The 20,645-nt window shown below is 71.4% G+C and carries 20 protein-coding genes and 2 pseudogenes; 14 read left to right on the top strand and 8 right to left on the bottom strand.

The genetic code is table 11. The features are described from left to right. Window positions 1-9: 9 nt before the first annotated feature. From AB0C33_RS38420 to AB0C33_RS38410, 3 genes and pseudogenes are all read right to left on the bottom strand, one after another. A pseudogene (locus tag AB0C33_RS38420) lies at window positions 10-495 on the bottom strand (IS5 family transposase); the annotation flags it as partial. 18 nt (window positions 496-513) lie between these two features. Next, window positions 514-1,143, bottom strand: a pseudogene (locus tag AB0C33_RS38415) (alpha/beta hydrolase); the annotation flags it as partial. 191 nt (window positions 1,144-1,334) lie between these two features. After that, window positions 1,335-2,258, bottom strand: a complete 924-nt coding sequence (locus tag AB0C33_RS38410) for an SDR family oxidoreductase (RefSeq protein ID WP_358297038.1) — start codon at window positions 2,256-2,258, stop codon at window positions 1,335-1,337. A gap of 138 nt (window positions 2,259-2,396) precedes the next feature. Between AB0C33_RS38410 and AB0C33_RS38405 the strand changes: the two genes are divergently transcribed. The 3 genes from AB0C33_RS38405 to AB0C33_RS38395 all read left to right on the top strand — a co-directional run bounded on the left by AB0C33_RS38405 (window position 2,397) and on the right by AB0C33_RS38395 (window position 5,256). Further along, window positions 2,397-3,014: a TetR family transcriptional regulator gene (locus tag AB0C33_RS38405; RefSeq protein WP_358297037.1), complete on the top strand. Its 618-nt coding sequence runs from the start codon at window positions 2,397-2,399 to the stop codon at window positions 3,012-3,014. A gap of 246 nt (window positions 3,015-3,260) precedes the next feature. Next, the gene (locus AB0C33_RS38400; protein WP_358297035.1) at window positions 3,261-3,509 is read left to right on the top strand and encodes a helix-turn-helix domain-containing protein; all 249 of its coding nucleotides are present in this window, start codon (window positions 3,261-3,263) and stop codon (window positions 3,507-3,509) included. A 547-nt stretch (window positions 3,510-4,056) separates the two neighbouring features. Next, entirely contained in the window at window positions 4,057-5,256 is a 1,200-nt protein-coding gene (locus AB0C33_RS38395; protein WP_358297033.1) for an MFS transporter, read from the top strand. Window positions 5,257-5,268: 12 nt separating this feature from the next. Here the strand turns inward: AB0C33_RS38395 and AB0C33_RS38390 are convergent, their stop codons facing one another. Beyond that, entirely contained in the window at window positions 5,269-6,189 is a 921-nt protein-coding gene (locus AB0C33_RS38390; RefSeq protein WP_358297031.1) for an NAD-dependent epimerase/dehydratase family protein, read from the bottom strand. 104 nt (window positions 6,190-6,293) lie between these two features. Between AB0C33_RS38390 and AB0C33_RS38385 the strand changes: the two genes are divergently transcribed. Genes AB0C33_RS38385 through AB0C33_RS38375 form a run of 3 tightly spaced genes read left to right on the top strand, consistent with a single transcriptional unit; the run spans window position 6,294 to window position 8,516 of the window. Beyond that, on the top strand, window positions 6,294-7,283 hold the full coding sequence (locus AB0C33_RS38385; RefSeq protein ID WP_358297029.1) for a helix-turn-helix domain-containing protein: 990 nt from the start codon (window positions 6,294-6,296) through the stop codon (window positions 7,281-7,283). A 9-nt stretch (window positions 7,284-7,292) separates the two neighbouring features. Next, complete coding sequence (locus tag AB0C33_RS38380) at window positions 7,293-7,886, top strand: helix-turn-helix domain-containing protein (protein ID WP_358297026.1); 594 nt, start codon at window positions 7,293-7,295, stop codon at window positions 7,884-7,886. Window positions 7,887-7,940: 54 nt separating this feature from the next. Beyond that, the gene (locus AB0C33_RS38375) at window positions 7,941-8,516 is read left to right on the top strand and encodes an MFS transporter (protein WP_358297023.1); all 576 of its coding nucleotides are present in this window, start codon (window positions 7,941-7,943) and stop codon (window positions 8,514-8,516) included. Here the strand turns inward: AB0C33_RS38375 and AB0C33_RS38370 are convergent. Continuing rightward, window positions 8,513-9,460, bottom strand: coding sequence for a hypothetical protein (locus AB0C33_RS38370; RefSeq protein ID WP_358297020.1), 948 nt, complete (start codon window positions 9,458-9,460; stop codon window positions 8,513-8,515). The two genes, AB0C33_RS38375 and AB0C33_RS38370, sit on opposite strands and share 4 nt — an antisense overlap. Window positions 9,461-9,613: 153 nt before the next feature. Here AB0C33_RS38370 and AB0C33_RS38365 point away from each other — a divergent pair, with 153 nt between their 5' ends. Beyond that, window positions 9,614-10,246 carry a TetR/AcrR family transcriptional regulator gene (locus AB0C33_RS38365; RefSeq protein ID WP_358297017.1) on the top strand — a complete coding sequence of 211 codons (633 nt, stop codon included), beginning with the start codon at window positions 9,614-9,616 and terminating at the stop codon, window positions 10,244-10,246. Between the two features lie 62 nt (window positions 10,247-10,308). Next, on the top strand, window positions 10,309-10,890 hold the full coding sequence (locus tag AB0C33_RS38360) for a DUF1707 domain-containing protein (protein ID WP_358297015.1): 582 nt from the start codon (window positions 10,309-10,311) through the stop codon (window positions 10,888-10,890). 15 nt (window positions 10,891-10,905) lie between these two features. Here AB0C33_RS38360 and AB0C33_RS38355 read toward each other — a convergent pair whose 3' ends face one another. Beyond that, the gene (locus AB0C33_RS38355; protein ID WP_358297012.1) at window positions 10,906-11,427 is read right to left on the bottom strand and encodes a hypothetical protein; all 522 of its coding nucleotides are present in this window, start codon (window positions 11,425-11,427) and stop codon (window positions 10,906-10,908) included. Between the two features lie 64 nt (window positions 11,428-11,491). On the opposite strand from AB0C33_RS38355, the gene AB0C33_RS38350 reads away from it, so the two are divergent. Continuing rightward, window positions 11,492-12,241 carry an alcohol dehydrogenase catalytic domain-containing protein gene (locus tag AB0C33_RS38350; RefSeq protein WP_358297009.1) on the top strand — a complete coding sequence of 250 codons (750 nt, stop codon included), beginning with the start codon at window positions 11,492-11,494 and terminating at the stop codon, window positions 12,239-12,241. After that, window positions 12,241-12,471 (top strand): hypothetical protein, encoded by a 231-nt coding sequence (locus AB0C33_RS38345; RefSeq protein WP_358297006.1) that lies wholly within the window; start codon window positions 12,241-12,243, stop codon window positions 12,469-12,471. The genes AB0C33_RS38350 and AB0C33_RS38345 overlap by 1 nt, the downstream gene beginning before the upstream one ends. A 28-nt stretch (window positions 12,472-12,499) precedes the next feature. On the opposite strand, the gene rph is transcribed toward AB0C33_RS38345, so the two are convergent. Then, on the bottom strand, window positions 12,500-15,097 hold the full coding sequence (gene rph, locus AB0C33_RS38340; RefSeq protein WP_358297299.1) for a rifamycin-inactivating phosphotransferase: 2,598 nt from the start codon (window positions 15,095-15,097) through the stop codon (window positions 12,500-12,502). Window positions 15,098-15,712: 615 nt separating this feature from the next. Here rph and AB0C33_RS38335 point away from each other — a divergent pair. The 4 genes from AB0C33_RS38335 to AB0C33_RS38320 are packed head-to-tail and all read left to right on the top strand — an operon-like array spanning window position 15,713 to window position 19,146. After that, window positions 15,713-16,243 (top strand): EF-hand domain-containing protein, encoded by a 531-nt coding sequence (locus AB0C33_RS38335; RefSeq protein ID WP_358297003.1) that lies wholly within the window; start codon window positions 15,713-15,715, stop codon window positions 16,241-16,243. A 52-nt stretch (window positions 16,244-16,295) separates the two neighbouring features. Then, window positions 16,296-17,366 carry an isocitrate/isopropylmalate family dehydrogenase gene (locus tag AB0C33_RS38330; protein WP_358297001.1) on the top strand — a complete coding sequence of 357 codons (1,071 nt, stop codon included), beginning with the start codon at window positions 16,296-16,298 and terminating at the stop codon, window positions 17,364-17,366. Continuing rightward, a complete protein-coding gene (locus AB0C33_RS38325; protein ID WP_358296998.1) occupies window positions 17,363-18,235 on the top strand; it encodes an isochorismatase family cysteine hydrolase in 873 nt (290 codons plus the stop codon). The genes AB0C33_RS38330 and AB0C33_RS38325 overlap by 4 nt, the downstream gene beginning before the upstream one ends. Then, complete coding sequence (locus AB0C33_RS38320) at window positions 18,190-19,146, top strand: class I SAM-dependent methyltransferase (protein WP_358296995.1); 957 nt, start codon at window positions 18,190-18,192, stop codon at window positions 19,144-19,146. The genes AB0C33_RS38325 and AB0C33_RS38320 overlap by 46 nt, the downstream gene beginning before the upstream one ends. A gap of 230 nt (window positions 19,147-19,376) precedes the next feature. Here the strand turns inward: AB0C33_RS38320 and AB0C33_RS38315 are convergent, their stop codons facing one another. Beyond that, window positions 19,377-20,270: a Gfo/Idh/MocA family oxidoreductase gene (locus AB0C33_RS38315; RefSeq protein WP_358296992.1), complete on the bottom strand. Its 894-nt coding sequence runs from the start codon at window positions 20,268-20,270 to the stop codon at window positions 19,377-19,379. Window positions 20,271-20,645 lie beyond the last annotated feature (375 nt).

Raw genomic sequence — 20,645 nt, 5'->3', positions numbered from 1 at the left:
TTTCTTGGATCAGGTCCGGAGCCAGATGACCATGGCGGCCAGCGTGACCGTGCCGAGGAAGATGTAGGCGCGCTTGTCGTAACGCGTGGCCATGGCCCGGAAGTTCTTCAGCCGGTTGATCGCCCGTTCGACGACGTTGCGCGCCTTGTAGCGCTCGGCATCGAAGCCGGCGGGCCGCCCTCCAGCCGAGCCGCGCCGGCGGCGGTGGGCGCGCTGGTCGCGTGGTTCAGGGATGGTGTGGCAGATCTTGCGGCGGCGCAGGTAGACGCGGTTGGCGCGGGAGGAGTACGCCTTGTCCGCGGCCAGGCTGGCGGGCCGGGTGCGCGGGCGGCCCGGCCCAGGCCGGGGGACGCGGATGGCCTCCAGCACCCGCCGGAACTGTGGGCTGTCACCGTACTGGCCCGGCGTCAGGACCAGCGACAGGGCCCGGCATCGGCCGTCTGCCGACAGATGGATCTTGGTGGTGAACCTGCCACGCGAACGGCCTAGACATTCCCCGTCGGCGCCGGCGCGGTCCCCAAGGATCAGGTTCCAGGCCAGGATGTTGGTCGCGCGGTCCCAGATGCCGATGTCGGTGACCTCGTGGCTGGACGGGGTGGTGTTGCGGTCGTCGAGCATCGGGTAGCTCAGCGCCTGGAACAGCGGCGCCGGTTCGCCCTGGTCGCGGATCACGAGCGCGGTGGCTGCGGCGATACCGCCGCCGCCGCTCTGCCCGGCCAGGGCGACGCGGGCCGCGTCGATGCCGAGCGCGGCTGCCTGGATGCGAAGTCAGCGATAGGCGAGCAGGCCGTCCTCGGCGGCGGCCGGGGCGGGGGCCTCCGGCGCGAGGCGGTAGTCGACAGAGGCGACGATGCAGCCGACCTCCGGGACCAGCTGCTTGAGGGTGGGATCGTCCTGGGCCGCGTACCCGAGAACCTGCCCGCCGCCGTGGAACCAGACCAGCACCGGCAGCGGCCCGGCCGCCTCAGTGGGCCGCAGCAGCCGGATGGCGAGGGTGGATCCGTCCAGGCGGGGCGCCTGGACCTCTTCGACCGACACGGACGGCTCATCCGGTATCTGGGCCGCGATCGCCTCGGCGAAGGCGCGGACGCCTACGCGCGTGCCCTCCAGCTCACTGAGGTCGAACACCCCAGCCTCCGTCATCGGCACCGTCTTCAGGACCTCGGCCAGTTCCGGGTCGAGCCGCTCGTGTGCGTTCTTGGTGTTCATGTTGTTCGTCTCCTTCCGGCTGCACAGCAGCCGGTCGTGCAGGGGGTGACGGGTCGTGTGGACCGGTTCCGCCCGAGCCGTCTGGAGGGGCGCGGGAAAGGACCGGGATGGAGAAGGGGGCGGGCTCAGCGCGCGGTGGTGGTGCCGGTGTCGAAGTAGTGGCCCTGGCCGAGGTCGTCGATGAGGCCGAGCTGGACGGGCGTCCAGCCCAGGAGGTCGCGGGTCAGCGTGCTGGAGGACGGGTTGTCGGCCTGAGCGTGGGCGCTCAGGAAGCCGAAGTGGGCCTCAGCCTCGGTCGGCGCGATGCTGACCACGGGCAGGTTCAGCCCGTGGCCGATGCCCTCGGCGATCTGGCGGAAGGCGATCCCCTCGTCGCCGACGGCATGCAGCCGTGACCCCGCCGGCGCGGATTCCAGCGCCAGCCGATACAGGCGTGCCGCGTCGAGCGTGTGCACGGCGGGCCAGCGGTTGGCCCCGTCGCCGACGTAAGCCGAGACGCCCTTGGAGCGGGCGATGGAGATGAAGGTCGGGATGAAGCCGTTGTGGTCCAGCGAGCTGTGCACGGTCGGGGTGAGCCGGACGACGGACGACCGGATGCCGCGCTCGGCGAGTGCGACCACCGCGTTCTCGGCCTCGATCCGCGGTCCTGCGTCGAGCACGTCGGCCTCGGTGAGGGAGCCCTGCAGTCCCGCGAAGGCGAACAGCACGGTTCCCGACGTGGCCACCAACGGCTTGCCGGTGCCGGCGAGCGCGTCCCCGAGCGCGTGGAGGGCGCGCAGATCCGTTGCGACCGCGCCGTCGAAGTCGCCGGCGAACATGGCGTCGTGCTTGAAGGCCAGGTGGATGACCCCGTCAGCCGCAGCGGCGGCCGCGGCGAGGCCGTCGGGGTCATCGAGGTCGCCTCGGTGCACCTGGGCACCGGCAGCCGTCAACGCGGCGGCGGACTTGTCCGAGCGGGCCAGCCCGACGACCTGGTGTCCCGCTTCGAGGAGCTCGGGGACGACGGCGGAGCCGAGATGTCCGGAGGCTCCGGTGACGAATACGCGCATGGTGTTGCCCCTTTGCTACGGGCTCCCCACCAGGGGCGGAGAGCCGTGATGTCAGTTCGTGACATGACGGTAGCACCCATGTCAGCCTCTGTCATCACTCTGATGTCAGATTCTGTCGTCGCTGTGTAGGATCGGGACATGAGCCGATGGAAACCCGACGCACGAGGCCGCCTGGAGAAGGCGGCGATGGAGCTTTACAACGACAAGGGCTTCGACGCCACCACCGTGGCGGAGATCGCCGCCCGGGCCGAGGTCACCGAACGCACCTTCTACCGGCACTTCGTCGACAAGCGGGAAGTCCTCTTCCAGGCCAACGCCCTGGCCGACGTCCTCGCGCACGCCACGGCCACCGCCGCCGACCCTCTGGCGCCGCTGGAGGTGATCACCCACGCCCTGACCGAAGCCGCTCCCGTCTTCGAAGAACGCGCGGAGCTGGTACGGCAGCGCCAGGCCGTCATCGCCGCCAATCCCGAACTGCAGGAACGTGAACTGGCCAAACTGGCCTCACTCGTCTCCACCCTCGACCGCGCGCTTCAGGAACGCGGTCTGGATTCCGCCACCGCGGCACTCGCTGCCGAAATAGGGATTGCCGCCTTCAAGGTCGCCTTCGAGCGCTGGATCGACGACCCCGACCAGCACGCCCTCGTCCAACACATTCGGGAAACCCTGGACGCCACCAGGCACCTCACCGCACCGGCCGAACACGCCGCTGCGACCGACGACGCGAGCTTCCAAGGCCAGGAGAACGTGGCATGAATGCGGTGGTCACCCTGAGCAAGGGGCCCGCAGCCAGTCCCGGGGGCGAGCAGCGCAGGCTTCCCACCCGGCCCGCCACGCCTCCGCGTACAGGCGGTCGATCAGCTCGATAGCCTTCACCGGCGTACCGTCCGGGTCGCCAAAGTCGAGCACCTCCTGAACCCATTCGTCCGGAGGCTCCGGCGGCGCCCCCTCGTCCAGCGCGGGCCCGACGCGCAGGCCGCGCTCCTGCAGCGCGAGCTGATCGTGGCCAACACGATGGACGGCCTGGCCTCCGCCCGCGCCCGCGGCCGCGGCCGGGTCGGTGGACGCCGGCCCAAGCTCACCGCTGACCAGGCCGCCCTCGCCCAGGAGCTGTACGACACGCGGGACAAGACCGTCCAGCAGATCGCGGACCTGTTCGGGGTGCCGCGCTCGACGGTGTACGGGCACCTGAAGGGCGACACCGTGCGCCGCCAGCCAAAGAAGACCCCGGACAGGCGTAGGACCCGGTAGGAGCCTTGGGCCATCCGGTCGAAATGCGGAGGCAGGCCAAGTACGCCAGAAGGGGTTAACAGGGCTGGTCAGAGGCCGTGACTGTCGCTTACTCGGCATGACCGTCAGGCGAGCCCGGAGCACGGCCGTCCGGATCCTGAACCCCGGACGGCCGTACCGCCCCAACACCAGGGCCGGGAACCCCCGGAACCGTGTGCCTCCATGAGGCCCGTCAGCCCCTCGCCTCCGCCGCTCGCAGCGCACCCACTGCGACACTTCTTCGAGCCCGTGCCATCTGGGGCCCGCCCCACAGCCGGCCCACCACGCTGCGGCGCCCGCCCCTTCAAGCACCGGCTCCAGCCCGGACGCCCGGCCGCACCGACCAGCGGCCCTCTGGCCACCGACGGCCCCCGAGCCCTCGCCCCCGGCACCCGCGACCCCCGCGACCCCCGCGACCCCCGCGAGATCAACGCGCCCAAGCCGTATGCCAGCGTTTGCCTTTATAGCGCGTGTGCAACTATTGTCGAAGCCCGCAAGAAGCAGTAGCAATAGTAAGAAGGGTCGCGCGATGCCTCTCGCACTCCTCGCCCTGGCCATCGGGGCCTTCGGGATCGGCACCACCGAGTTCGTGATCATGGGCCTGCTGCCCGAGATCGCCGGCGACTACGGTGTCTCCATCCCCACCGCCGGCCTGCTGGTCACCGGCTACGCGATCGGCGTGGTCATCGGCGCGCCGCTGATGACGGTGCTCGGCACCAGGATCAGCCGCAAGACGATGCTGCTCGTGCTGATGGGCCTGTTCGTGATCGGCAACCTGCTGTCCGCGCTGGCGCCCGGGTTCGGCGTGATGCTCGGCGGCCGGATCGTGGCCTCGATGGCGCATGGCGCGTTCTTCGGCATCGGCTCGGTGGCCGCCGCCGGCCTGGTCGCCCCGCACAAGAAGGCCGGCGCCATCGCCACCATGTTCACCGGCCTGACCGTCGCGAACGTCGTGGGCGTGCCGCTGGGCACCTTCATCGGGCAGGCGGTGGGCTGGCGCACCACCTTCGCGATCGTCGCGGGGCTGGGCCTGGTCGGCCTGCTCGGCATCGCCGTGCTCGTGCCCGCCATGCCCCGGCCAGAAGGCACCCGCCTGCGCCCGGAGCTGACGGCGTTCCGCAACCCGCAGGTGCTGCTCGCGATGGCGATGACCGTGCTCGGCTTCGGCGGCGTCTTCGCCGCGATCACCTACGTCGCGCCGATGATGACGCAGGTGGCCGGCTACTCCGCCGACGCGGTCACCTGGCTGCTCGTGCTGTTCGGCGCCGGCATGTTCCTCGGCAACCTGCTCGGCGGCCGGTTCGCCGACCGCGCCCTGATGCCGCTGCTCTACACCACCCTCGGCGGCCTCGCGGTCGTGCTGGCGCTGTTCACCCTGACCGCGCACGACAAGGTCGCCGCCGCGGCGAGCATCTTCCTGGTCGGGGCGCTGGGCTTCGCCACCGTGCCGCCGCTGCAGAAGCGCGTCCTCGACCAGGCGCACGGCGCGCCGACGCTGGCCTCCGCGGTCAACATCGGCGCGTTCAACCTCGGCAACGCGCTCGCGGCCTGGCTGGGCGGCCTCGTCATCGCCGCGGGCCTGGGCTACACCGCGCCGAACTGGGTCGGCGCCCTGCTCGCCGCCGCGGCCCTCGCCCTGGCGTTCTGGTCCGCCGCTCTGGAGCGCCGTGCGCCCGCGGGTGAACCGGCCGGCGCCGCCGTCCCGGTTCCCGCCCTCGTCCGCGACTGACAGTCCCTCTCGTCAGGCCCGGCCACCGGCGGCCATCTCCGCCAGGACGGCGTCCACCGGTGTCGCCACGACGCCGAGGATCTCGACCGTCGAGGACGCGTCGAGCACGTTGGGCCGGTCGTACAGGTACAACATCTCGGGGAACTCGGCCATGATCGAGTCGGTGCGCCCGATCTCCGCCAGCTCGCGCAGGGACATGCGCCCCAGCCGCGGCGCGGGCGCCTGGGCGGCTTCCGCCAGGCGCCGGGCGAGCCCGCGCACCGGAAGCTCGCTGGTGGAGGGCACGTGCCAGGCCCGTCCCCAGGACGCCTCGTTCCCCGCGGCGGCGACGAGCGTGCGGGCCGTGTCGCCGGTGTAGGACCAGCTGTGCGGCGCGTCCAGATCACCGGGATAGGAGACCGGCGCGCCGGCCAGCACCTGCGCCCCGACCATGAGCGTGAACGGCGAGTACGCGCCGGCGCCGAGGAAGTCGGCGGCCCTGACCTCGGTCACCCGCACCCGGCCCGCCTGGTGGGCGGCGAGGGCGTCCTGCCACATCCGCGCCCGGACCTGCCCCTTGCGGCTGGTCGGCGCCATCGGCGCCCCGTCGGCGACAGGCCCCTCGACCGGCCCGTACCCGTAGGTGTTGCCCAGCATGACGTAATCGGCGCCGCTGCGCCCGGCGGCGGCCAGCAACGCGGCGGCCAGCGGCGGCCACTCGGCCGGCCAGCGATCGTAGGACGGCATCGCGCAGTTGAACAGGACGGCGGCTCCCTCGGCCAGCTCCGCCAGCCGGTCGGCGTCGCCGGCGTCGGCGGGCACGCGTTCGATCCGGGGATGGACCGGGCCACTGCCACTCCGGGTGACCAGGCGGACCTGCCGCCCGGATTCGGCCAGCAACCGGGCGGTGGCCGATCCGGTGGCTCCGGCGCCGACGACGACATGAAAAGACACGATCTTCTCCAAGGACAGGGGACAGTGACACCGGTTGTCCACCCTGTACCGCCGGCGATCAGTACGATAGTGGCCCGAATGCCAAGTATCTGGAGGTTCGGGCCATGCACCGGGTGGCCGTCATCGCCGTCCCGCCGGCCACGACGTTCGACCTGTCCATTCCGGAGCTGGTGCTCGGCGAGATGACCGTGGACGGCCGGCCCGGCTACGACGTCCGGATCTGCACCGCCGACCCCGGCCCCGTCGCCACCGGCGGCAGCCTCCACGTCACCGTCACGCACGGGCTGGAGATCGTCGAGGACGCCGACACCGTCATCGTCACCGGAACGGGCGCCCGCGACGACGTCGACCCCCGGGTCCTGCGGGCCCTGCGCCGGGCGGCGGAGACCGGCAGGCGCGTCGCCTCGATCTGCACCGGGGCCTTCGTCCTGGCGCGGGCGGGGCTGCTGGCGGGCCGCAGCGCCACCACGTACTGGGCCAGATCGGAGGAGTTCCGCCGCCGCTTCCCGTCCGTCGACCTGCGTCCTGACGTGCTCTACGTCGAGGACGGCAACATCTGGACCTCCGCCGGCCTGTCCGCCGGCATCGACCTGTGCCTGCACATGGTGCGCGGCGACTACGGCGCCGCCGCGGCCAACGCCGTGGCCCGGCTGGTCGTGGCCGCGCCGGTGCGTCCCGGCGGGCAGGCCCAGTTCATCGCCTCCCCGCTGCCGCCCGAGACCGGGCTCTCCCTCGCCGCCACCCGGGCATGGGCGCTGGAGCGGCTGCACGAGCCCCTCACCCGCGCCGACCTGGCCGCCCACGCCCGCACCAGCGTGCGCACGCTGACCCGCCGCTTCCACGCCGAGACCGGCCACAGCCCGTTGCAATGGCTGCTCCACCAGCGGGTGGAGCAGGCCAGGGAACTGCTGGAGAGCACGGACCTGCCCATGGGCCAAGTGGCCCAGCTCAGCGGCCTGGTCACCACGGACTCGCTGCGCCAGCACATCTCCCACCGCACCGGCCTCACGCCCACCGCCTACCGGGCGGCCTTCACCCGCGGAACCGCGGCCGGCGCGCCCGAGGTATTGCACCAATCGATGCAAAACCGGTAGCGTGCCCGTATGGCGAGGCCGAGATCGTTCGACGAGGACCGCGCCCTGGACACCGCGATGCGCACGTTCTGGGCGAACGGCTACGAGTCCACCTCCACCCGAGACCTGTGCGAGGCGCTCGGCCTCGACCGCAGCAGCGTGTACAACGCCTTCACCAACAAGCGCGAGCTGTTCAAGCGCGCCCTGACCCGATACATGGACGCCACCACCGCCGACCAGCTGCGCATCCTCGACGACCACGAGCTGCCGGCGATCGAGCGCCTCCGCGCGCTGTTCGCCAGGATCCTGCGGACCGAGGCGGAGAACCGGCGCGACGGCCACGGCCTCGGCTGCCTGACCGTCAACACCACGATGGAGCTCGCCGGCCGCGACCCGGAGATCGCCCTGATGCTCGCCCGCGACGCCGAGCGCCGGGCCGCCGGCCTGAGCGCGGTCATCAGGAGCGGGCAGCGCGACGGCGACATCGGCTCCACCCGCGACCCCGCCGAGCTCGCCCGGTTCGTCAACGCCGTGATCGCCGGGATCCGGGTGGCCGCGCAGGGCGGCGCCGACGACGCCACCATCGAGGCCATCGCCGCCACGGCCATGGACGCCCTGAGCTGACCGCTGTTTTTTCGCGCCCGAGTTCTACACCGATCGATGCAAAAAGCAGCCCCCTTGCCCAGAGCCGTCTATGTCCTGGCCGTCGGCATCTTCGCGATGGTGACCAGCGAGTTCGCCGTCAGTGGCCTGATGCCCCAGATGGCGGGCGGGCTCGGCGTGACCATCTCGCAGATCGGCTACCTGATCACCGCCTTCGCGGTGGCCATGGCGGCGGGCGGCCCGCTGATGACCGTCGCCCTGGTACGGATCCGCCCCAAACCCGCACTCATGCTGCTGTTCGCCCACCTGAGCGTGCCTGCGGTGATCGCCATGCTGGGCGTCGGGCTGGTCGGCGTGACCATGAACCCGGCGATGGCCGTACGCGTCCAGCGCGTCGGCACCCCGGGGCCGCTGGTCAACACCGTCCACGCCTCCTTCATCACCCTCGGGGTGATCGTCGGCTCGTCGGTCGGCGGGCTGGTCATCGACGGCTTCGGACTGCGCGCCCCCCTCTGGCTGGGCGCCGGGCTGGCCGTGCTCGGAGTGGTGTCCCTGCTGCCCGAGCTCGGCCGCCGTACCGGGGCGCGGTCATCGGCGCCGGGCCTCGTCGACTCCTGCCTGGCCTCGCCCGCCGGACAGGAGCGTCCCTAGGAGAACCAGCTCCCGCCGAGTTCCTGGACGGCCTTGCTGCCCTTGGGCACCAGCACCGCCTCGCTCAGCACGTTGTTGACGCTCTTGGCGTCGTTGAGCAGGGCGAACAGGAAGAACATGCCGCCACTCGCCGTACGGAAGCCGAAGACGGAGCCGCGGCCGGCGAACCCGACGTACATCCCCTTGTTGACCTGGGGGAACGCCTTGCGGCTGTAGCTGTCCTTGGCCAGGCGGTAGCCGGAGTCGCCCTCCTTCTTCCTGTCCCCGTTCCAGAAGTTGCGGTACTCCTCGGCCACGGCGGCCGCCATCGCGTCGTCCATGTCCGTGATGTAGCCGTCGGCGTCGAGCAGCGGCTTGGGCATCTGCTGTCCCCAGTGCAGCGGGGTCGCGACGGCCAGCCGGAAGGACTGCCCGGGAGAGCGCAGGAACGCCAGCACGTGCGGGCGGCTGTGGCCCTTGGTGTCCCGGTAGGTCGCCTTCGCGATGAACCAGTCCCCGGCCGGTGGCTGCCGCTCCGGCCTGGGCACATAGATCGTCGGGGTGCCCGCCGGGTTGATCGGTTTGTGCGCCGGCTTCCATCCGAAGCCTTCACGACTGCGTTCCAGGACGCCCTCGTACAGGGCGCCTTCGACGAACAGCGCGTCGAGCCGGGCGTTCGACCGCCACCACTTGCGCTTCTTGATCGCCGCGTTGTACGCGGCCACCCACGTGCGCATGGCCGTCCGGGCCTGGGCGACGGTCAGGGCCCGCACGGTCGCCGAGGGAGCCGGGGTGGCGCTCGAGGACGGCGTGGCGTCCTGCGACTGAGACTGAGACGGCGAGATGGCGGGCGAGGCGGCCCGGCTCAGCGTCGGCGGGTCGGCGGGGCGATAGGGCAGTCCCGGGATCGCGCCGCAGCCGGCCAGGCTCAGCACGAGAGCCACGATCAGCGGTAGTGCGCGCACCGACAACTCCCCCAAGACAACACAAAGAACTGACAAACAAGAACATATCGGATGCGCCCCGCCGCGCCGGTATCCCCGCAGCTCACCCGCCACGCGCGCGGACCGGCACCCGCGAACCGGCCCCGTGGACCGGCGGACCATACACTGCCGGTCATGCCACCCAGACGCAGGCGCAGCCCTGCGGAATCACGTGCCGAGCTGCTGGCCGCCGCGGCCGAGCTGATCAGGGAACGAGGTCCGGACAACGTCAGCCTGCGGCAGATCGCCGAGGCCGCCGGGGTCGCCCACGGGCTCGTCTCCCACTATTTCGGCACGTACGCCGTCCTGGTCCGGGAGGTGCTGCGGGCCGAGAACGACCGGATCGAGGCCCGCGTACGCGAGCGCATCCAGGCCGAGGACGGCGTGCCCACCGCGGCGGGAATGATGGACGTGCTCTTCGACACCCTGGCCGACGAACGTTATCTGCGCCTGTTCGTCTGGACCGAGATGCACGCCGACTACCGGGGCGCCGCGCGGCCGGAGCTGGTGGAGCTGATCGACACGATGGAGGCCGGGATCCGCGCCGCGCTCGCCGGACGGCCGGCGCCCAGCCGGTCGCGCATCGAGGCGGTCGTCCTGGTGGGCCTGTCGGCCGCGTACGGGTTCGCGATCGGCGGCCGGTCGTGGCTGGCGGGCCTGGGCCACGATCCCGACGACCCGGCCCGCGAGGCGGAGTTCCGCGTCCAGCTCGCGCGGATGATGGGCGCCCACATGGTGGAGGAGTCCGGGCTGGAGCCGTCCGGCTGACTTGTTCTCCACTTGGAGAATAGGATGGTCCAGTCACTTCGACCACACGGACAGGACCGCCCATGCCCGAGCACCCCGACCTCATCCCCGCCCGGCCGGTACGCCCCTCCGACGAGGACCGCGAGCAGGCGGCCCGGCGACTCCAGGAGGCCGCCGCCGCGGGCCGGATCGAGCTGGCCGAGCTGGACCAGCGGCTCGGCGAGATCTACACGGCCCGCACCCAGGGCGAGCTCGCGCACGCGGGCCGCGACCTGCCCGAACCGGCCCGGACGGACTCACTGGTGGTCCGGGACGAGCCCCACTCGCGCTTCGCCTTCAGCGTGTTCGGCTGGTTCAGCCGCAAGGGCCGCTGGATCGCCCCGCGCGTGTTCACCTCCCTGTCGGTCTTCGGCGGCGGCGAGATCGACCTGCGCGACGCCCGCTTCGCCGGCCAGGAGATCCGGGTCCGCGCCTTCGCCCTGTGGGGGTACACCGAGGTCGTGGTCCCCGACGACGTCGAGGTGGAGGTCAAGGGCCTCGGGCTGTTCGGCGCGTTCGACCGGAGCGCCGTCAACAGGAGGCAGGGGGCGCCGCGGGTCATCGTCAGCGGCCTGGCCCTGTTCGGCGGCGTCGGAACGAAGACCAAGCGGCCCGCCGCCAGGTGAACCGCCCTTCGCCGGTCAGAGGCGGGGGATCTCCACCTCGCGCACGGCCGACAGCGCGGCCGGCGGGAAGTCCGGCCAGTGCGGCCCGTGGTGCCCCTCGCCCTGGAGGTGCTTGTCGGCGAACGCCTGGGCGGCGGCCAGCACGTCCGCGACCTGCCGCGCGGTGAGTCTCCCGGACGTCAGCGCCTCCCCCAGCTCGTGCAGATCCAGCACCCGGTACGGAAGTCCGGGCGGGCCGACGACGAAGTCGACGTAGTGGTCGGCCACCCGCACCGTGTCACCGCTCTCCCGGATCCCGACCAGGTCGATGTACCACCAGCCGGCGCGCTCCGGCCCGAACACCACGGGCTGGTGGAGTTGCACCGACTCGTCCAGCAGCAGGAACGCCCGTTGCCGGCGCCCCGCGCCGGGACGCACGTACCTGCCCTCCGGGATGTCGAACTCGTACGCCGCCACCCGCCCCACCCGGACCCCCGGGCACGGCAGCTCACCGCGCACAACGGTGACCCGCTCCTGAAGAGTTCGGCCCGCGCTCACACGGCGGATCGTATAGGGGGCCGGCCGTTCAGCGGGACGGATCGGCGGTGGGCGTCTCCCGGGGATGGGCGGCCGCCAGGCCGGCCAGGTGCGCCGGCCCACCGACGCGCTGGTCCGCGTCACCGCGTCCTGCATCTGCGGCAGCGACCTGTGGCCCTACGGCTCGATGAAGCCGGAGGAGGGCCCCGCCCGGATGGGTCACGAGCTCATCGGCGTCGTCGAGGACATCGGCTCCCAGGTGACCACCCTCGCCCGGGGCGACCTGGTCGTGGCGCCGTTCGCCATCTCCGACAACACCTGCCGGTTCTGCCGCGAGGGCCTGCACACCTCCTGCGCCGACCCGCAGGCCGGCTTCTGGGACGCCGAACCGGACGAGGGCGGCCAGGCCGAGGCCGTGCGCGTCCCGCTGGCCGACGGCACCCTGGTCAAGCTGCCCGTGGAAGCCGACTCGGCCCTCATGCCGTCCCTGCTGACACTCGCGGATCCTCATACAGCCTTGATTCCCGACGCTCACGGGGACGCCGGGCCCCATCGGCCAGGACGGACCCGGCGCCGGAACACCACCCGCGGGCGAAGCCGCTGCCAAGCGGGAGGAAGGAAACAACCCCGCGAGGAACGATCCTCAGCCCGCCAGGCCACCCCGCCCGTCCCTCCCCGGCGCACGGTCGCCATACTGCAGAAGGCGCACGGTGAAGAGCCCCCTGGTGGCCTGAGCACAGACCACCACGGCACCTCCCGCCGACCCGGTGCTCCGGAGCCGCCGTCGGCCCGGAGCACCCGCGCCCACGACATCCACGACGTCGGAAGGCCCTGATGACAGCCGACCAGCCCATCTGCTGCCCCACCTGCAAGGGAGTCCTCCCCGGCCGGCAGCCCAGCGACTACACGGCCGCCCGCGGACGCCTCGTCGTCGTCAACGGCTACTGCCAGGGCCGCTGCCCGGCCCCCGAGCAGCGGCCCCGCCTCCAGGCCCACGCGGAACACCCCGCACCCGCCGAGCACGGCACCCGGCAGCCGCTGAACGTCCCGGCGCCGGCACTCTGACCCCCGGCACACGAGACCGGGCCGCCGCTCAGTCAAGGAGCTCCACGTACCCGTCGGTCCCGTGAACGCGGATCCGCTGCCCGTCCCGGATCAGCCGGGTGGCCCCCTCCACCCCCACCACCGCCGGCAGCCCGTACTCCCGCGCGATCACCGCTCCATGCGTCATCAGGCCGCCCACCTCCGTCACCAGCCCGGCGATGCCCACGAACAACGGGGTCCAGCTCGGGTCGGTGAAGGCGGTGACCAGGATGTCACCCGCCGCCAGATCGGCCCGCGCCATGTCCAGCACCACCCGGGCACGTCCCTCGACCGTCCCCGCCGACACCGCCAGACCGGCCAGCGCCCCCGGCGGCACGTCCTCGCGCTGGTACCGGCCGGCGAGCACCTCGCCGTCCGACGTGAGCACGCGCGGCGGGCGCAGCGTCTCGTGCCACCGGAAGTCCTCCCGACGCCGCAGGACGAGCTCGCCGTCCGCCTCGCCCGTGCGCACGACCTCCTGCAGTTCCTGGAAGCGCAGGAAGAAGACGTCCTCCCGGTCCCGCAACACGCCCGCCCGGACGAGCCGATCGGCCTCCCGCCACAACGCCTGCTTGTAGGCCAGGTAACGGCAGACCATGCCGTACTTGGGGAACTCCCGATAGCCCGCGAACGTGCGCACCCGGGCGATCATCCGCTCGGTCTCCGCCGCCTTCCGCTCCCCGTCGGGCAGGGCCCGCAGGCGCGCCAGCACCTCCCGCTCCTTGCGCAGGGCCTCCTGACGTCCCTGCTCGAAACGCCGCGCACCAGCACCCGCCTCGAAATTCCGGACATTGCCGAGAATCACCGGAACGAGCATGGCGGGCCGCTCACTCCAGCGCGTCCGGGTGATGTCGATCTCCCCCGCGCAACGCATGCCGTACTGCTCCAGGAAGCCCCGCACGGCCTCGGCCGCGTCCTCGCCGCCGGGCAGCTCGCCCAGTTCCTCCAGGAATGCGTCGCCCTCCCGCTCCTCCGCCGCCACCCGCTGCAGGAACGCCACCACCTCCGCGTGCGGACGGATCACGTCCGCCACGTCCAGCAGCGCCAGCCCCATCTCCGACGTCACGTTGTGCGGGACGGACTGCGTCAGCACATCGGCCGCGTTCCGCTCCCCCAGCCACTCCTCCAGATGATCGTTCAGCCACCAGGCCGCCTCCATCCCCGCCATGATCGCCTGGAAGCTCCGCGGGCCGAACAGCAGACGCCGCAGCTCCGCGATGTCCGCCAGGATGAACTCGAACAGCTCCGGCCCGGACAGCTCCTCGATGCGGCGCCGCAACGCGGCCACCGACTCCCGGCCGTCCCGGACGAGCTCGGCGACCAGCTCCGGATCGGTCTCGATCGGCGCGGGCGGAGCAGCCGCAGGCGCGACACCCGACTCCTCCTCCGGCACCGCGCGGACGAAGTCGCCACGATCCACCACCGTCTGCAACGCGTCCCGGATGAGCGGATCGGACTTCCCCAGCGTCCCGATGAGGTTCGCCCGGCCCGCCGCCGTCGCCAGGACCGGGGCCACGTCCACGAACAGCCGCCCGCCCGCCTCCGCCATCGGCCGCGACGTCGTCAGCTGCCAGAAGGACAACCCCAGCGGCTTCATCGCGTCGGTCATCATCTGCTGATGCCCCACGGAGACATAGACGTGGTTTTCCTGGTCGTCGGCGACCGGAACCGGGAACAACGTCGTGATCGGCCGGCTCTGGACGACATGGAACTCCTCACCGGCCAGACACCACTCGATGTCCTGCGGCCGGCCGAACCACGCCTCGATCCGCCGCCCCAACCCCACCAGACGAACCGCCTGCTCATCGGTCAGAGCCCGCCGGACCGACCGCTCGGCCTCGACCGGCCCCTCCTCGGTGCCGCCCGCCGGCGACGCCCGCACCACCCGCGCCTTGGCCCCCACCGACACGTCCACGACCCGGTCGTCCCGCACCGTGTAGACGTCCCCCGCGACCACGCCCGAGACCAGTGCCTCGCCCAGCCCCCACACCGCCTCCACGACGGCGGCCTTGCGGTCCGACGTCACCGGATCGGCGGTGAACAGGACCCCCGCCGCCTCCGGGAACACCATTCGCTGCACGACCACCGCCATCCGCACCCCGCGGTGATCGAACCCGTTGCGACGCCGATAGACCACCGCCCGCTCCGTGAACAGCGAGGCCCAGCACCGCCGCACGTGCCGGAGCACCTCCGCCGGCCCCACGACGTTCAGGTACGAATCCTGCTGCCCGGCGAAGGACGCCGTCGGCAGGTCCTCGGCCGTCGCGCTCGACCGCACCGCGCAGGCGGTGTGCTCGCCGAGCCGGGCCAGCGACTCCCCGATCGCCGCCACCACGTCGTCGGGCACTGGCGCGCCCTCGACGACGGCGCGGATCTCCGCGCTCAGCGCGCGGACCGCCGCACGGTCGTCCGGGTCCACCTTCGACAGCAGGTCGAGCTGGGCGTCGAACGACGGCGCCGCGGACACGACCTGCTGGAAGGCGTCGGTCGTGACGCAGAAGCCGTCCGGCACGCGGACGCCGTCGATCCGCGAGAGCTCGCCCAGGGCGACGCCCTTCCCGCCGACGTCCGCAAGGTTCGCCGCGTTGATCTGCCCGAACTCCAGCACGTAACCCAATTCCGTCGCTCCATCCTTCGTCGGGGTTGGTTCGCAACGGGCAGTATGAACGACTTTTCGAGGTCTCATGAGGGGCGGGGATCCGCTATAAAGTGAAAGTGAGGGGACGTTTCCCAGCATCGTGCCCGACCGCCGATCCCGGCCGGTCCGACGGGCCGTTCGATCCAAGATCACATTCGCGCCTGGACATCGCCTTTACTTCGTAGATTAATAGTGGCGCGCCGGGACGAGACGGTGGCGACAGGCCCTAGCGCGCGCAATCACCAAAAGCCGATAAGGCTACCCCCATCCCGGACGCCCCTCCCCCCACCATCACCCAGAGACATGAAAAACTAGCGTCCGGGATACGGAAGCACAGCGCCCCCAACGCGGGAGTCGCAAATCCCCATATAACCGGAAATATCCCCAGCTTCCCGGCGCTCCCCGCGCGCGACGGGGTTCGGGAATCGCATGAGTTCTCCGCCTTTGTCACCCAGCGAGGCTTTCTGGCGAATTATTCCAAATGCGGGATTTTGCGTTTCCCTCGCCGCCAAAGAGCTGGTCACCCACGCGTCAGGTTCCGTTATAGAGTCTGCACCCGGACCCCGCCGAAGAAAGGTGACAGGCATGCAAGACGCGGCCATCGACCGAGTAAAACTCATCTTCACCCTGTTCGACGCCGACGGCACCGGTTACCTTGAGGCCGAAGACTTCGACCGCATGGCCAACCGGGTATTGGCGGCGTCCCCTCGTTCCACGGAAGCCGCCAAGAGCGCGATCAGTGACGCTTTCCGCCGTTACTGGACAACTCTTGTCGAGGAACTCGATTTGGACAAAGACGGCCGCATCAGCTTCGAGGAGTACAGCGCGTGCGTCCTGTCCCCCGAACGCTTCGACGACGCCCTGACCGACTTCGCCGAGGCGCTGGCCGAGCTGGGTGACCCCGACGGCGACGGCCTCATCCACCGCACCGATTTCATGGCGCTCATGACCGCCATCGGCTTCAAGCGGCGCAATGTCAACACCCTCTTCGACGCGTTCGGCCCCTCCCAGGACGACCAGGTCAAGGTCCCGGTCTGGGCCGAGGGCATCAAGGAGTACTACAGCCCCGAGAAGGCGGACATCGCGGGCGACCTCCTGCTCGGAGAGTCCAGCTGACGGCCGCCACGAGCCGGCGCGTCCGGCCTTCGACGACGAAAAGGGAGCAGTAGTGGAACCAGTCATCGGACTTGCCATCGGCCGGGGGACGGGCCCCGAGCTCGCGGCCGTCTTCGAGCGGGTGCTGGCCGGGATCGCCGACGCCTGCGGCACGAAGGTGGCCCTCACCCGCTCTGAGCGGATCTATCACTCCTACGTGTCCTTGAAGGCCGGCGCGGAGGCCGAGGAGATCCGCGAGAGCACGCGGCAGGACGCCGACCACTACACGCGCTTCTGCCGCTCGCTCGCGGCCGCCGGCGTCCCCGCCGTCTTCCGTACGGCGATCAACGCCCAGTCGCTCTACCTGGTCCGCCAGCGCCTGCAGGCGGTGAAGATCGACGCCATCACCACGGCGGGGGCGTCGCTGCTGCTGGTCAGAGACCAGGCCCAGGGCTTCTACACCGGCGAGAACGTGCACCTTCCCGGCGCGCTCGTCCGCACGATGACCTTCAGCAGGGAGATCACCGAGAAGGTCATCGCGCTGGCCGTGCGCCGGGCGCGCCAGGAGTGGCCCGACGGCCGCATCGACGAGATCGTCATGGCCTACAAGTTCCACCTGCTCGACGGCGCGCTCGACGAGTGGGTGGCCGAGAGCGCCGCCCGCCACGGCGTGCAGATCGGCCTGTTCCAGCCCGACACCGTCAACCGCAACCTCATCGAACGCGGCCCCCGCCCCCGCACGGTGATCATCGCGGGCAACGAGTGGGCCGACATCATGCACGTGGTGCTGCTCGACCGCTTCGGCTCCGAGCGGCAGGAGAACCGCTGCACCGAGAACGTCTACCTGCATCCCGACGCGCGCGGCCTGGTCGAGTACCAGACCGTGCACGGCTCCGCCGACGACCTGGCGGGCACCGGGAGGGTCAACCCGGTGGCCACCGTCCGGGCCGCGGCGGCCATCGCCGAGCGGCACGCGGGGTGCGCCGGGGCGGTGCGGATGGTCGAACGCGCCCTGATGGCGCTCGACCGGCACGGCGTCGCCACCCCTGACGCCGGCGGACGCCACTCCACCACCGGCGTGGTCGACGCCCTCCTCGACGCCCTGGAGCCCGTGGCCCGGCCGGTATCGATGGCGGACTCATGACCGACGAGCAGCCACAGTCCCAGAAGGAACGTTCCATTCTGGTCAGCGGGGAACACCAGGAACGTGCCGCCGGCGTGATCGCCGAGGAGCACCGGCCCGTCCAGGAAGGTGCCGACCTGGTTGCCGAGGAGCGTCCGCCCGTCCAGGAAGGTGCCGGACTGGCTGCCGGGGAGCGCCGGCCCGGCACCGAGCGTGCGGCTCTGGTCGTCGTCGACCTGCAGAACGACTTCTGTACCGGTCCCACCGCCCGTGCTCGTTACGCCGGTGACCCGGCGGCTCTGGAGACGGCCGCGGCCAACACGGCCAGAGCCCTCGCATCGGCGCGAGCCCGCGGCATGGACGTGGTGTTCGTCCGGTTCGTCGGTGACGCCGAGCATCAGGGGCCGAGCTGGCGGCGGCGCGACCTCGCCCAGGGCAAACCCCTCAAATGTCTCGAAGGCACCTGGGGCGCGCAATTCCACAAGGTCGAACCCGCGCCCGGGGAGCCGGTCTTCACCAAGTGGGCCTGCTTCGACGCCTTCCTCAGCGAGGGCTTCGAGCGGCACCTGCGCGGGCGCGGCATCGTCCGCCTGGTGTTCGCCGGCCTGTACACCGACGTCTGCGTGGACAGCACCGCCCGCACCGCGTTCCAGAAGGGCTTCCACATCACGGTGCTGACCGACTGCACCGCCAGCCGCCACCTGCCCGACTCGGAGATCCTGCGCTTCATGGCCGTCCTCTACGGCGCCCATCTCAGCTCCCACGACCTCCCCGGCTCGTGGATCCCGGAACAGGAGACCGCCGCGGTGTCAGCGGACGGTCGACCGGCCCGAGAGGAGCGCACGTGCCGGACAACCGACAGCTCGAGATCGACAGCGGCGTCGGCCTGACCGCGCTCATGGTCGCCGCCGCGCGGGCGATCGAGACCCACCGCCCCGACTCCCTGGCCGCCGACCCCTACGCCGAGCACTTCGTCCGCGCCTCCGCCGCCTCGGCCGCCTGGCCGACCCGTCCGCAGGACGTGCCCGGTGGCGACGCCAACCCTCTGTGGGGCAGGCTCGGGCGCTACTTCGGTCTGCGTACCCGGGTCCTCGACGACTTCCTGCTGCGCGCGGCCAAGGCGGGCATCCGGCAGGTCGTCCTGCTCGGCGCGGGGCTCGACAGCCGGGCTCTGCGGCTCGGCTGGCCTCGGGGACAGGTCGTGTACGAGATCGACCGGCCGGGTGTGCTGGCGTTCAAGGAGCACGTGCTCGCCTCGCTCGCCGTCGAGCCATCTTCCCCGGTTCGGGGCGTCCCGGCGGCACGGCGTCGGGTGGTCGCGGCCGACGTGGGCGACGACTGGGCCGGCGCGCTGCTGGCCGCGGGCTTCGACGCGAACGCGCCGACCGCCTGGCTGGCCGAGGGGCTGCTGCTCTACCTGGATCCGGAGGTCGAGCGGCGGCTCCAGCGGACCATCGACGTCCTCAGCGCCGAGGGGAGCGTCCTGGCGTTCGAGGCGAAGCTCGGGCTGGGGTCGCCGGCGGTCCGCGCCAACCCGGTCTACGCGGCGACCAAGGCACAGATCGGCGTGGATCTGCTCGCGTTGTTCGACCGGAAGCCGCGTCCTGACTCCATCGGGCTGCTGAGGGGGCGGGGCTGGTCCACCACCGTCCGCACGCCCTTCGACTTCACCCGTCAGCACGGTCGCGGCCCCCTCCCCGAACCGGACGACGCCTTGGCCACCAACCGCTGGGTGTTCGCCGACAAACCACGACAGAGTCACGTCTTGGGCGTCTCCGTGCCCACGTTCCGCGACTGCTGACGGCCGGCTCCCGGGCCAGCCACGAACAGACGGCGAGACCCCCTCGGCTGCCCCGACCGGTCGCGACCCGCGAACGGTCGGAGAGCGGGGCGGCCCAGGTGGCGGAGCCGCGAATGGTGCCATGTGCGGCTGTCGGGACGCTGGTCCGGCTCGGGGTCGGGGCGCTGGTCCGGCTCGTGGTCGGGGCTTGGGGGTTGGTGTCTGGGGGCGGTTGATGGTGGGGGTGGTTCTCAGGCGGTGGGGGCGTGTTCTCGTGCTGAGATCAGGATGTCCAGGATTGCGAGGGTTTCGGCCCATGGCACTGGGTTCGGGGCGCCGTTCACCATGCCGAGGAACGCCTCCATCGTCCGGACGTATCCCAGGTTGTGGACCGGGTCGGGGCCGCTTTCGATCACGATCGACTCGCTGCCGTGCCGGCCGTGGAGGGTCACCGTGTAGGCGTTGTCGTCCGAGACGCCCAGGATCTCGACCGTTCCGACTATGCCGTTCGCCCACTGCAGTGCCAGGACGCCGGTGTCCTCGGAGCTGAGTGTCCGGTAGTGGCGTCTGATTCCGGCTGCCCCGACCAGGCGCACGTCCGGGCCCAGCAGGGCGACCAGCGGCTCGACGCCGTGGATGCCCATGGTCACCATCGTCCCGCCGCCCTCGCCGGGAGTGTCCTGCCAGGCGTTGTAGCCGTCGGCCCACTGGCCCACGTCGTGCCGGACCGTCGCCCGTACCGACAGCACGTCCTGCGCGTCGGCGCGGACCTCGGCGAAGGCGGGCGCGAAACGCAGCACCGAGCCCGACATCACCCGATCGTGCACCGGCAGCCGGCGCAGGGCGTCGAGCTGCTCCCTGGTCGCTGCGGCGGGCTTGTTCACGAAACACGGCACGCCGGTCTCCAGCACCCGGCCGAGGGCGGCGGGCACGTGCGGGTTGGGCAGCGTCAGCACGACGCCGTCCGGGTTTCCCGCCAGCAGCTCGTCGAGGTCGCCCGCCGCCTTCGCCTCGGGATGCTCCTCGGTGAAGCGCCGCAGCCGCTCGGCGTCGGGCTCCCAGACGGTCAGCTCGGCGTGGCGGGTGAGGGTTCGGGCGTCGGTGTACGGATGGCTGGTGGCGAGCCCGGCGAGCGCGATGCGCACAGCTTTCCTCCAAAGGGGCGATATTTCAGGAAATGATCCACATCATGTCAGGACCATGGGAACCGCTCCGGCCCCCTCAGGGGCGAACCCTTTCCAGGGGCGCCAGGCCACCTCATTCCCGGCCCCAGCAGCGAAGCCCTTCCTGGAGCACGTGGGCGGACAGTTGGGCCGGCCGTCCTGAGGTCCGGTGCGGGCGTCATCGGCTTGAGTGAGGTGCAGGGCGGCTATGAGGCCCCTGGCGAAAACTCGGTGGACCAGACGGACGGTCGCTGCGAGCATGGCCGGTGATGTACCGAGCGTAGGAACACGTCGATCACCGGCAGGGGGACGGCCCAGGAGCCGTCGCTCCCTTGTCGGCAGCTCTCTGACTCTTCC

The organism is Nonomuraea sp. NPDC048881, assembly GCF_040649795.1.
In the GTDB taxonomy this organism is placed as follows: Bacteria; Actinomycetota; Actinomycetes; order Streptosporangiales; family Streptosporangiaceae; genus Nonomuraea.
This window is presented reverse-complemented; position numbering and strand designations above follow the sequence as displayed.